Origin of the sequence: Acidovorax sp. Leaf191, assembly GCF_001424425.1 — a bacterium.
Classification (GTDB): Bacteria; Pseudomonadota; Gammaproteobacteria; order Burkholderiales; family Burkholderiaceae_C; genus Acidovorax.
Map to the genome: position 1 here is coordinate 474,275 of NZ_LMPT01000018.1, position 12,310 is coordinate 486,584.

The 12,310-nt window shown below is 66.6% G+C and carries 10 protein-coding genes; 6 read left to right on the forward strand and 4 right to left on the reverse strand.

The features are described 5' to 3' along the window. The first annotated feature begins 61 nt into the window (after positions 1-61). Complete coding sequence (locus ASG27_RS13820) at positions 62-727, forward strand: YitT family protein (RefSeq protein WP_056418113.1); 666 nt, start codon at positions 62-64, stop codon at positions 725-727. A 48-nt stretch (positions 728-775) separates the two neighbouring features. Here the strand turns inward: ASG27_RS13820 and ASG27_RS26780 are convergent, their stop codons facing one another. Further along, entirely contained in the window at positions 776-1,201 is a 426-nt protein-coding gene (locus tag ASG27_RS26780) for a hypothetical protein (RefSeq protein ID WP_156370756.1), read from the reverse strand. A 104-nt stretch (positions 1,202-1,305) separates the two neighbouring features. Continuing rightward, positions 1,306-3,399 (reverse strand): methionine--tRNA ligase, encoded by a 2,094-nt coding sequence (gene metG / locus ASG27_RS13830; RefSeq protein ID WP_056418119.1) that lies wholly within the window; start codon positions 3,397-3,399, stop codon positions 1,306-1,308. A gap of 121 nt (positions 3,400-3,520) precedes the next feature. On the opposite strand from metG, the gene ASG27_RS13835 reads away from it, so the two are divergent. Further along, entirely contained in the window at positions 3,521-4,690 is a 1,170-nt protein-coding gene (locus ASG27_RS13835) for an SMP-30/gluconolactonase/LRE family protein (protein ID WP_056418122.1), read from the forward strand. Positions 4,691-4,829: 139 nt separating this feature from the next. On the opposite strand, the gene ASG27_RS13840 is transcribed toward ASG27_RS13835, so the two are convergent. Both ASG27_RS13840 and ASG27_RS13845 read right to left on the reverse strand, forming a co-directional pair. Further along, on the reverse strand, positions 4,830-6,101 hold the full coding sequence (locus ASG27_RS13840; protein ID WP_056418124.1) for a patatin-like phospholipase family protein: 1,272 nt from the start codon (positions 6,099-6,101) through the stop codon (positions 4,830-4,832). A gap of 164 nt (positions 6,102-6,265) precedes the next feature. Then, positions 6,266-6,832 carry a restriction endonuclease gene (locus ASG27_RS13845; protein ID WP_056418380.1) on the reverse strand — a complete coding sequence of 189 codons (567 nt, stop codon included), beginning with the start codon at positions 6,830-6,832 and terminating at the stop codon, positions 6,266-6,268. Positions 6,833-6,969: 137 nt separating this feature from the next. Here ASG27_RS13845 and apbC point away from each other — a divergent pair, with 137 nt between their 5' ends. The 4 genes from apbC to ASG27_RS13865 all read left to right on the forward strand — a co-directional run bounded on the left by apbC (position 6,970) and on the right by ASG27_RS13865 (position 12,216). Next, the gene (gene apbC, locus ASG27_RS13850; RefSeq protein WP_056418128.1) at positions 6,970-8,061 is read left to right on the forward strand and encodes an iron-sulfur cluster carrier protein ApbC; all 1,092 of its coding nucleotides are present in this window, start codon (positions 6,970-6,972) and stop codon (positions 8,059-8,061) included. Positions 8,062-8,147: 86 nt separating this feature from the next. After that, the gene (locus ASG27_RS13855) at positions 8,148-9,206 is read left to right on the forward strand and encodes a PDDEXK nuclease domain-containing protein (RefSeq protein ID WP_056418131.1); all 1,059 of its coding nucleotides are present in this window, start codon (positions 8,148-8,150) and stop codon (positions 9,204-9,206) included. Positions 9,207-9,282: 76 nt separating this feature from the next. Then, complete coding sequence (locus tag ASG27_RS13860; RefSeq protein WP_056418134.1) at positions 9,283-10,233, forward strand: LysR family transcriptional regulator; 951 nt, start codon at positions 9,283-9,285, stop codon at positions 10,231-10,233. A gap of 306 nt (positions 10,234-10,539) precedes the next feature. Then, the gene (locus ASG27_RS13865) at positions 10,540-12,216 is read left to right on the forward strand and encodes an OFA family MFS transporter (RefSeq protein WP_056418137.1); all 1,677 of its coding nucleotides are present in this window, start codon (positions 10,540-10,542) and stop codon (positions 12,214-12,216) included. Positions 12,217-12,310: the final 94 nt, after the last annotated feature.

Here is a 12,310-nt window from a genome sequence, read left to right on the forward strand (position 1 = left end):
GCTGGGTGCTGTCGCTGCCAATGCTGCCGCTGCGACCACAGCCCACCCCTTTGAAGCCCCCATGAACGACGCTCCCCCGCCACCCCACACCGCGCCCGAGGCCGCAGCGCGCGCCGTACCGCAGCCGCTGCCCTCCCTGCGCCACGGCGCCTTCGAAGACGCCCAGGCCCTGTTCGCCGGCACGCTGTTCGTGGCCATGGCGCTCATGCTGTTCAACCAGGCGGGGCTGCTGGTGGGCGGCACGGCGGGGGCGGCGTTCTTGCTGCACTACGTCACCGGCATCTCGTTCGGCAAGCTGTTCTTCGCGGTCAACCTGCCGTTCTACTGGTTTGCCTGGACCCGCATGGGGCGCGAGTTCACCCTCAAGACCTTTGTCTGCGTGGCCCTGCTGTCGCTGCTGACCGAACTGTTCCCGCATGTGATGCGCGTGGACTACCTGAACCCCCTGTTCGCATCGCTGCTGGGCGGGCTGCTGCTGGGCACGGGCTGCCTGTTCCTCGCACGCCACCGCTCCAGCCTGGGCGGCGCCACCGTGGTGTCGCTGTACCTGCAAAGCCGCTACGGCATGCGCGCCGGCAAGGTGCAGATGATGATCGACGGGACGGTGGTGCTGCTGGCGCTGTTCGTGGTGCCCGCAGACCGGGTGGCGTACTCGGTGCTGGCAGTGCTCGTGATGAGCGGGTTCTTGTGGATCAGCCACCGGCCGGGGCGGTACGCGGGGAGTTGATCGCGGCCGTGTTTGGCGACGCCACGGCGCTTGCCGCAGGCCTTGGCGCTAGCGGGTCTTGGTCATCGGGCACGACAGTACTTGCCTGTCGGGCAGCGGGGAGTTGCTCCAGTCCGGCAGCTCTTTTTTCTGGAACCCTTCCAAGGACTGGTAGCCCGTCACATTCCAGCCGTAGTCGCTGGTACGCGCCGCTTCTATCACCGGGTAGCGGCATTGGCTGCTGCGTTTCTTCAGCCGAAAAACGATTCGTTCCATGGAGCCATGGGCGCTTCTTTCCAGAACTTCGTAATGCGCTGGCGTGCAGGTGCTGAAACTTGAACGCCATTCGAGGGTTTTCGTCCGCACACGCAGTTCGCCTGAGCATGCTCGGCCCGTGCCTTCGAAGTCTCCGGTAAAGGCCTTCTCAGACGCTCCTGTTGAGTCAGAAAAAATTCCGAGGACTGCGGAGAAACCGAGAACAACGAGGGTGCGCATGGAGCGGCTTCGGCTCTGCATCTTGGTGCTGCGTTCAGCCGCCGAGCGCAAGCGCGGGGCGGCGTCGCATCAGATCCGATCGGAGGTCATCGAGCGAATACCGCTCACCGCACCCGCATGCCCGGCGCAGCACCCGGCCAGGGGTTGAGCACGTAGATACCCGGATTCGCCTTCTCATCCCCATGGCTGGCAGCCAGCACCATGCCTTCGGAGATGCCGAACTTCATCTTGCGCGGTGCCAGGTTGGCCACCATCACCGTGTGCTTGCCTACCAGGTCTTCGGGCTTGTAGGCGCTGGCGATGCCGCTGAAGACGTTGCGGGTCTTGCCTTCGCCCACGTCCAGCGTCAGGCGCAGCAGCTTGGTGGAGCCCTCCACCGGCTCGCAGTTCACGATCAGCGCGATGCGCAGGTCGATCTTGGTGAAGTCGTCGATGCCGATGGTGGGGGCCGGTTCCTCGCCGCCGGGGGCTGCTACGGTTTCAGTAGCGGCTGGCGCTGGTGTGGCGGGCGCTGGGGGCTCGAACAGGGCTTCCAGCTGCTCGGGCACGACGCGTTGCATCAGGTGCTGGTACTGGCCGATGGTGTGGCCGGCGCCCAGCAGCTGCCCGGCGTCGGCAAACTGCAGCGCCTGCACGTTCAGGAAGGCCTCCACCTGGGCGGCCACGGCGGGCAGCATGGGTTTGAGGTAGATGGTGAGCAGGCGGAAGGCTTCGATGCAGGTGGTGCACACGTCCTGCAGGCGTGCGTCCATGCCGTCCTGCTTGGCCAGCTCCCAGGGCTTGTTGGCGTCGACGTAGCTGTTCACCCGGTCGCACAGCAGCATGATGTCGCGTGCGGCACGGGCGCTGTCGCGGTTTTCGTAGGCGGCCACGATGCCGGCCCGGGCGTCGCGCAGCTGCGCCAGCAGGGCTTGTCCGTCGTCGCTCACGGGGCCCAGCTGGCCGCCAAAGCGCTTGAAGATGAAGCCGGCCGCGCGGCTGGCGATGTTCACGTACTTGCCGATCAGGTCGGAGTTGACGCGGGCCATGAAGTCTTCGGGGTTGAAGTCGATGTCTTCGTTCTTGCCGTTGAGCTTGGCGCCCAGGTAGTAGCGCAGCCACTCGGGGTTCATCTTGAGTGCCAGGTACTTGAGCGGGTCCAGGCCCGTGCCGCGGCTCTTGCTCATCTTCTCGCCGTCGTTCACGGTCATGAAGCCGTGCACGCAGATTTTGGTGGGCGTCTTGCGGCCGCTGAACTTCAGCATGGCCGGCCAGAACAGCGTGTGGAAGGTGATGATGTCCTTGCCGATGAAGTGGTACTGCTCGACGGCCGGGTCGGCCATGTAGGCGTCGAAGTCCTCGCCGCGCCGCTCCAGCAGCTCCTTCAGTGAGGCCAGGTAGCCCACGGGCGCGTCCAGCCACACGTAGAAGTACTTGCCCGGCGCATCCGGGATCTCGATGCCGAAGTAGGGCGCATCGCGCGAGATGTCCCAGTCGTCCAGGCCCTCGCTGGTGCTGCCGTCGGGGTTGGTGCGCACGCCGAACCATTCCTTGATCTTGGCGGCCACCTCGGGCTGCACATGCACGCCGTCCTGCGTCCAGGTGGTCAGGAACTCCACCGCGCGCGGGTCGGACAGCTTGAAGAAGAAATGCTCCGACGTCTTGAGCACCGGCTTGGCGCCCGACAGGGCCGAGAAGGGGTTGATCAGGTCGGTGGGCGCATAAACGGAACTGCACACCTCGCAGTTGTCGCCATACTGGTCCTTGGCGTGGCAGCGCGGGCATTCGCCCTTGATGAAGCGGTCCGGCAGGAACATGTTCTTCTCGGGGTCGAAGAACTGCTCGATGGTGCGGGTCTCGATGAACCCGGCCTTCTTGAGGTCCAGGTAGATCTGCTTCGATAGCGCGTGGTTGGCGGGGCTGTCGGTGTTGCTCCAGTTGTCGAAGGCGATGTGAAAGCCGTCGAGGTACTGCTTGCGGCCGGCGGCGATGTCGGCCACGAACTGCTGGGGCGTCTTGCCGGCCTTTTCGGCCGCGATCATGATGGGCGCGCCGTGGGCGTCGTCCGCGCCCACGAAGTTGACCGCGTTGCCCTGCATCCGCTGCGCACGCACCCAGGTGTCGGCCTGGATGTATTCCATGATGTGGCCGATGTGGAAGTTGCCGTTGGCATACGGCAGGGCGGTGGTAACGAAGAGTTTGCGTGCGGATGACGTCATGAAAAGCGGCTTTCTCAGGCGGAACCGGTGATTTTAGGCGCTCGCAGACCCTTCGCTCCGCGGCGGGGCCGGCCCGGCGCTGGATCACAATGCGCGGCATCGACAACCACAGGACAAATCGATGGCGAAGAGGACCTTGGCAAAGACTCTGGGGTGGGGTGTGGGCGGCATCTTGCTGGCGGGTGCGGCCTACCTGGCGTGGTGGCCCGTGCCCATCCGGCCGGTGGCGTGGACGGCCCCGGCCGCGCCGGGCTACCAGGGCGTGCACGCGCCCAACCAGCGCCTGGCGGGGCTGCAGATGATCGACCTGAAAGGCGAAGTCGGCCCCGAGCACATCGCGCTGGGCAAGGACGGCAAGCTCTACACCACGGTACTGAGCGGCAACATCCTGCGCATGAACCCCGACGGATCGGGCCAGGAGGTGTTTGCCAACACCGGCGGGCGGGTGCTGGGTTTTGACTTCGACGCAGCGGGAAACCTGATTGCGGCCGACGCGGTCAAGGGGCTGTTGTCGATCGCGCCCGACGGCAAGGTCACCGTGCTGGCCGACAAGGTCGGCAACGACCCCATCCGCTACGCCGACGGCGTGGTGGTGGCCCGAAGCGGCAAGATGTACCTGAGCGACGCCTCCACCCGCTTTGCGCCCAAGGACTGGGGCGGCACCTTCGAGGCCAGCGTGCTCGACATTCTGGAGCAGGCCAGCACCGGCCGCGTGCTCGAATACGACCCCGCCACCCGCGCCACGCGCGTGGTGGCGCGCGGCATCAGCTTTGCCAACGGCGTGGCGCTCAGCCAGGATGGGCAAAGCCTGTTCGTCAACGAGACCGGCAAGTACCGGGTGTGGAAGATCGCAGTGGACGCGAACGACCTGGACATCAGCGAGGCCGATGCCAAGGTGAAGGCCCCCGCCGGCAGCCAGCCGGCGCCCCAGGCCCGCGTGCTGCTGGACAACCTGCCCGGCTACCCCGACAACCTCATGCGCGGCATGGACGGCCGCATCTGGCTGGGCTTTGCCAAGCCGCGCGGCGCCGCCATCGACAACATGGCCGGCAAGCCCTGGCTGCGCAGCCTGACGCTGCGACTGCCGCGCGCGCTGTGGCCCATCCCCAAGCCCTACGGCCATGTGATCGCGTTCACCGACGACGGCAAGGTGGTGGCCGACCTGCAGGACCCGACGGGCGCCTACCCCGAGACCACGGCCATCACCGAGACGGCCGACCGGCTGTATGTGCAAAGCCTGCACGCGCATGGCCTGGGCTGGTTGCCCAAGGACGTGCTGCAGCCGAAGTAGCGTGCGGCCGCGCCTCGTGCGGGCTCTCGCTCGATCATGCAACACCCCCAACCTTTCGGGCTGAGCCAGTCGAAGCCTTACGCAGCACTTCGACAAGCCCGGCGTGAACGGTGTTGCTTTTCTTGAGGGCAGTGGGGTGTCAGGCGTGGTGCTTGGTCTGCACTTCGGCGCCGGTGTCCGTCCAGCCGAAGAACCGGCACACCTCGGCGCGCATCGCCAGCGTGTCGGCGCGGCCCAGGGCCATCAGCTCCTGCGTGTAGCCGGACTCGAACAGCAGGTAGCTGGCCAGCGCCGCGCCGCGCACATCCGCCATGTTGGACGTGACACCCAGCGCCGCCAGCATGGTGCGCACCGGGCCGGGCAGCTCGCCCACATGGCGCGCGGCCACGGCGTCCAGCCGCTGCGACGGCGCGATGACCAAGAGCTCGATGGGGCGCAGCGCGCTTTTGTTGCGCACGTCTTCGGGGATGAGCGACAGCGTCTGGTTCACGCGCTGCACGCGCTCCACGTCCACCGCCAGGGCATCGAGAAAGATGTTGGACAGCGCATGCCCCGCGATCTGCGCAAGCGAGGGGTAGTTGGCCGTGGGGTTGGCGGCGGTGTCGCCCTTGGGCTCGTGCATGCGGCCCGCGCCGATCACGAGGATGCGCTCGGCCCCCAGGTGGATGGCCGGGGCGATGGGGGCCGACTGCCGCATGGAGCCGTCGCCGAAGAACTCGGTGTGGTCGCCGATGGTGATGCCCTTGGCCGGAAAGATGAACGGAATGGCCGAGGACGCGAGCAGGTGCTCGTGCGTGATGCGGTCGCGCGCCGCCTTGCGCTGCGAGCGCACCCAGGGCTGCACCGGCGCGTTGGATTCGAAGAAGGTCACGTGCTCGCCCGAGCTGTAGCTCGATGCCGTCACCGCCAGCGCCGTGAGGTGGCCCTTGCGGATGAGCCGGGGCAGGCGCACCAGCGGCACCATCTTGACCAGCAGTTTTTCCAGCGGCGAGTTGTCGAGCAGCGACCGGGGCCGCATGCGCCGCCAGCGCGCCAGGGCCCAGCCCATGGACAGCAGCGTGAGCCAGCGCGCCCCGCTGCGCATCACCGACAGCGAATCGGCCCCATACACCTGGCTGGCGTGGAACTGCCTCCACACCCTCGCAATGCGGCGCACCGCGCGGTCGAAGTGGTCCGCCCCGCAGGCCAGCGCGGCGGCATTGATGGCACCGGCCGAGGTGCCGGTGATGATCGGAAACGGGTTGGGCTCGTCGCCAGCGCCGCAGGCGTTGCGGATGTCGGCAATGGCTTCGAGCACGCCCACCTGGTAGGCCGCGCGGGCGCCGCCGCCGGTCAAGAGCAGGCCCGTGGGGCGGACGGGCGGGGTGTGCGCGGCGGCGCCGGGCGCGGTGTGAGGGCGGGTCGATGGCATCTGCGATGGGGCGAGGGTGTGCCCCGAGTGTGGGGTGCTCTACCGCTGGCCCCATCTGGGAAAACCCGCATGGCGGGCCGTGTGCGGTGCGGCGGTTGGCCGGCGGGTTACGGTTGTTGCTGTGCCTGCCTGCTTGCCTGCCTGCCTGAGAAGTCGGCTGCAGGTCAGCGCTGGCTCAGCAGCAGCACCGCCACGGCATCGCCCTGCAGCACGGCAATGCCGTGGTCGCGCGCAAACAGGCGTGCGTTGTCGCTCAACTGCCCGTGCGTGGCCACGTAGATGCCGCCCGACGACCCCCGGGCCTGAATCGCGGCGTGCAGCTCGCGCAGCGGCTCCACGCCGTGGGTGGCGGCCTTCCAGCGGCGGGCGCTGACCAGCGTCGTGCGCCCGTCCTGGGTCAGGCACAGGTCGGCCGCGCTGGTGGCGGGCAGGCGCTCGACCGCGTAGCCCGCGCGCGTCCAGGCGGCGGCCAGCGTGTCGGCAAAGCTGCGCCAGGGCATGCTGGCCACGGCGTCCAGCATCTCGGCCACCCGGGCGGGGTTGGGGGCGCGCAACTGCTTCCAGGCCGCGATGCAGCCCACCACCAGGATGGGAAAGCCAGCCAGCGCACCGACCACGAAGTATTCCTTGGGCAGCAGCGCGCCCGTCGCCATCACGATGAGGCCGACCACCAGGAAGCTGACCCACCAGGGTGAGCGCAGCAGCATGGCAAACAGGGACTTTTCGGCCATCTTGAATTTCACGGGGAAACCTTCTCTTCTTCTCGGTGGGTTCGGATGCGCCAGGGACGCGACAGGCGCGCATTGTCCTTCAGCCGAAGGGGCACCGTCCTTCGGAATAGACTAGCGGACCCACAGGAGTTAATTGAATGGCAGTCACCGAACAGGGCCTCTTGGCCGCTCTTTCTAGCGTTCTGGACCCCCACACGGGCAAGGATTTCGTCAGCTCCCGCGCCGTGCGCAACGTGCAGATCACCGGTGGCGACATCGCGTTCGACGTGGAACTGGGCTACCCCGCCAAGAGCCTGGTGCCCGAGCTGCGCCGCAGCCTGGTGGCCGCCGCCAAGGGCGTGGCGGGCGTGGACAACGTCTCGGTCAACATCACCACCAAGGTCATCGCCCATGCCGTGCAGCGCGGCGTGCAACTGCTGCCCCAGGTCAAGAACATCATCGCGGTGGCGTCGGGCAAGGGCGGCGTGGGCAAGAGCACCACCGCCGCCAACCTGGCCCTGGCCCTGGCCGCCGAGGGCGCCAGCGTGGGCGTGCTGGACGCCGACATCTACGGCCCCAGCCAGCCCATGATGCTGGGCATCAACCGCCGCCCCGAAAGCGACGATGGCAAGACCATGGAGCCGCTGGAGAACTACGGCGTGCAGGTCATGTCCATCGGCTTCCTGGTGGACCAGGACGAAGCCATGATCTGGCGCGGCCCCATGGCCACGCAGGCGCTGGAGCAGCTCTTGCGCCAGACCAACTGGAAGGACCTCGATTACCTCATCATCGACATGCCGCCGGGCACCGGCGACATCCAGCTCACGCTGTCCCAGCGCGTACCCATGACCGGCGCGGTGATCGTCACCACCCCGCAGGACATCGCCCTGCTGGACGCCAAGAAGGGCATCAAGATGTTCGAGAAGGTGGGCGTGCCCATCCTGGGCATCGTCGAGAACATGGCCGCCCACGTGTGCAGCAACTGCGGCCATGTGGAGCACATTTTCGGCGCCGACGGCGGCAAGAAGATGGCGGCCGACTACCACATGGACTACCTGGGTGCGCTGCCCCTGGACATGAGCATCCGCCTGCAGGCCGACAGCGGCAAGCCCACGGTGGTGGCCGACCCCGATGGCGAGATCGCCCAGATCTACAAGAAGGTGGCGCGCGACGTGGCGGTGAAGATCGCGCAGCAGGCCAAGGACTTCTCGAACAAGTTTCCGACGATTTCGATCAGCAAGAACACCTGAGGTCGGGTTTGCTATTGAATGGATAGCTGTTGGCGCTTGATGGACAAGCGGTAGCGCACCAAAAGGCTGCGCAGAGGACTAACCCCATGAGCGAAAAGCCCGTCGGCCTGATCGACCCGCCCGCAGGCTACGCCGATTGGCTGGCCGAGTTGAAGGGGCGCATCCACGGCTCCCAGCAGCGCGCCACGCTCGCTGTGAACCGTGAGTTGGTCCTGCTGTACGGGCAGATCGGCCGGGACATCCTGCAGCGCCAGGCGGCGCAGGGTTGGGGCTCGAAGGTGATCGATCGGCTGGCGCAGGACTTGCGCGCAGCCTTTCCTGAGATGAAGGGCTTTTCTCGGGCTAACCTCATGTACATGCGCGCGTTTGCGCAGGCGTGGCCTGATGCGGCAATTGTCCAACAGGCTGTTGGACAATTGCCTTGGGGCCACAACCTGGTGCTTCTGTCGCAGTTGAAAGATCCCGCGCAACGGCTGGCCTATGCACAAAGTGCCATTGCGCATGGATGGTCGCGCAATATCCTGAACATCCATATCGAAACACGTCGCCTGGAACGCAGCGGCCAGGCGGTGACGAATTTCGAGGGCTGCTTGCCCAACCCGCAGTCGGACTTGGCCCGAGAATCTCTGAAAGACCCCTACCGTTTTGACTTCCTGGGCTTGTCCGACGAGGCTCAAGAGCGCGAAATCGAAGGTGCCCTGGTCAAGCATGTGACTGAATTCCTGCTGGAACTCGGCGCAGGGTTTGCCTTCGTGGGCAGGCAGGTGCTGCTGGATGTGGGTGGCGACGAGTTTTTCATCGACCTGTTGTTCTATCACCTCAAACTGCGCTGCTATGTGGTGATCGAATTGAAGGCGGGCAAATTCAAACCCGAGCATCTCGGCCAATTGGGCTTCTACCTCACGGCAGTGGACCGCCAGGTCAAGGGCGAGTACGACAACCCCACGATTGGACTGCTGCTGTGCAAAACCAAGAACAAGGTGGTGGCTGAGTACGCTCTCGGAGACAAGTCGCAACCGATGGGCATTGCCGAGTACAAGTTGCTGGAGTCCCTGCCCGCAGAATTGCAGACCAGCCTTCCCAGCATCGAGCAGATCGAGCGTGAACTGGCGGACAGCCCGATGCCCGATGCCGGAGATACTTGATTGCTCCTGAAATGTGAGCTTCTAGCGCTTTCTACATAAGCGCTACAGCCAAAAAAATGCCTGCAAACCACCGCCCATGAACCTGCTCGCCTCCCTGCGCTACCTGGTTGCCCTGCACGAGCACCGGCACTTCGGCCGGGCGGCGCAGGCCTGCCACATCACGCAACCGGCGCTGTCGAACGCGCTGCGCTCGCTGGAGGAGGAGTTCGGGGTCGTCATCGTGCAGCGCGCGCGCACCTATGTGGGCCTGACCCACGAGGGCGAGGCCGTGCTGGCCACGGCGCAGCGCATGCTGCGCGACAACGAGGTGCTGCGCCAGGAACTGCGCAGCACGGAGGCCGAGCCGCAGGGCCGCCTGCGCATGGCGTCCACGCCCACGGCGGTGCCCATCCTCTCGCGCTTTGCGGCCATGCTGCAGGCGCGGCACCCGGGCATACTGCCCGTGGTGTTGTCGATGAGTTCGCAGGAGCTCGAACAGCGGCTCGAAGACCTGTCGCTGGACCTGGCCGTGGGCTACAGCGAGCGCATGCAGGCCAAGCGCGTGAACCTGCGCTCGTGGCCGCAGTGCAACGAACACTACTACCTGCTGCGCCGTGCCCGCACGCCCGGCCCGGACCGCCTGTGCATCGGCGCGCCCATGCGCTGGAAGGACGCGGCGCGGCTGCCGCTGTGCCTGCTCACCCCCGACATGCACAACCGCTTCATCATCGACGAGGCGTTCCGCGAGGCGGGCGAACCCGTGCCGCCCGCCATCGAGACCAACTCGGTGCTGACGCTGGTGCTGTCCGTGCTGTCGGGCGAGGTCTGCAGCGTGCTGCCGGGCGCCATGGTGGCCGCCGCGCGCAGCGAACGCGGCCTGGAGGCCCTGCCCCTGGTCGCGCCCGATGTGCGCACGCCCATCGACTTCATGACCCAGCGCGGGCCCCGCGTTTCCCGGGCCCTCGAAGCCGCGCTCGAGCTGCTGGACCAGCCTGCCTGGCGGGACCATGTGGCGCTGCACTGCGGAGAGCTGAGGGACTCCCCCTGAGTCGCCTTCGGCGCCTTCCCCCAAGGGGGACGCACCCCGTGGCCTGGCAAAGCCAGTTCCACGGGTGCACTGGCTTGGCAGCGCGCCAGTTTCGTCGGCTTTAGCGTGACTGACTTTGGCTGATTGCAAGCCATCTGCAATCAATTTCCATTCGCGTCATTCAATTGTTGAATCGCAGCATGTGCCTATTCAATTTGACGCCATGGCGCTCCTGTCCGGACACTCCGCCCCGCGCAATTGACTTGCGTCAAGAAAAACTGGTGCACGCCCTGCAGCGCCTGCACGACATCACAGGAGAGAGAACCTATGAACGCATCCACAGCGGGCTCGGCCGCCTTGCCCGGGGCCCACGCGTCTCCCGGCTTCCTGGACAAGGAGCGCATCATCGCCGCGCCCGGCTTCAACCGGTGGCTGGTGCCGCCGGCAGCGCTTGCGATCCACCTGTGCATCGGCATGGCCTATGGCTTCTCGGTATTCTGGCTGCCGCTGTCCAAGGCCCTCTCCACGGCCGGCACGGGCGCGGCCTGCGCCAAGGACATGAGCTTCTTCGCCGAGCTGTTCGCATCGGGCTGCGACTGGCGCGTGGCCACGCTGGGGTGGATGTACACCCTGTTCTTCGTCTTCCTGGGCTGCTCTGCCGCCATCTGGGGCGGATGGCTGGAACGTGCCGGCCCGCGCAAGGCCGGCGTGGTCTCGGCCGTGTGCTGGTGCGGCGGCATGCTGCTGTCGGCGCTGGGCATTCACCTGCACCAGTTCTGGCTCATGATCCTGGGCTCGGGCGTGATCGGGGGTATCGGGCTGGGGCTTGGCTACATCTCCCCCGTGTCCACCCTGATCAAGTGGTTCCCTGACCGGCGCGGCATGGCCACCGGCATGGCCATCATGGGCTTTGGCGGCGGCGCGATGATCGGCTCGCCCCTGGCCGTGGACCTGATGAAGCACTTCTCGAGCCCCACCGACGTGGGCGTGATGCAGACCTTCGTGGTCATGGCGCTGGTGTACTTCGTGTTCATGATGGCCGGTGCCCTGGGCTACCGCGTGCCGCCCACGGGCTGGAAGCCCGCCGGCTGGACCCCGCCACCCCCCTCGGCCAACGCCATGATCACCCAGCGCCACGTGCACGTGAAGCGCGTCTGGGGCATCCCGCAGTTCTGGCTCATCTGGGTCGTGCTGTGCATGAACGTGAGCGCCGGCATCGGCGTGATCGGCATGGCCTCGCCCATGCTGCAGGAAGTCTTCGGCGGCGGCCTGATCGGTGTGCAGCAGAAGTTCGGCGAACTCGACAAGGCCCAGCTGGCCGCCATCGCGGCCGTGGCCGGCGGCTTCACCGCCTTGCTGTCGCTGTTCAACATCGGCGGCCGCTTCTTCTGGGCCAGCCTGTCCGACAAGTTCGGCCGCAAGATGACCTACGTGATCTTCTTCGTGCTCGGCGGCCTGATGTACGCGAGCATCCCCAGCTCTGCGGGCGCGGGCAGCAAGCTCCTGTTCGTGGGCGCCTTCTGCGTGATCCTGTCGATGTACGGCGGCGGCTTCGCCACGGTGCCGGCGTACCTGGCCGACCTGTTCGGCACGCAGTTCGTGGGCGCCATCCACGGTCGCCTGCTCACCGCCTGGGCCACGGCCGGCATCCTCGGCCCCGTGGTGGTCAACTACATGCGCGAATACCAACTGGGCCTGGGCCTGCCGCGCGAACAGGTGTACAACCAGACCATGTACATCCTCGTGGGCATGCTGGTGATCGGCCTCATCGCCAACCTGATGGTGCGTCCGCTGGCCGACAAGTGGTTCATGAGCGACGAGGAACTGGCGCACGAGAAGAAGCTGGCCCACGAAAAGAGCGTGGCGGCCGAAGTGGGCGGCGGCCCCGGCAGCGGCGGCACGACCAGTCCTGCGCTGGTGGCCTTCGCGTGGCTGGCAGTGGGTGTGCCGCTCGTCTGGGGCATCTACAAGACGCTGGTGAGCGCTGCCAAGTTCTTCCAGTGACGAAGGCGCAGGCCGCCGCCATGGCGCCTTCGCTGATGCACGGGGCCGCAGCCGCCCTGTGCGCGCCCCTTGCGGGGCAGGGGCCGGGAACGCC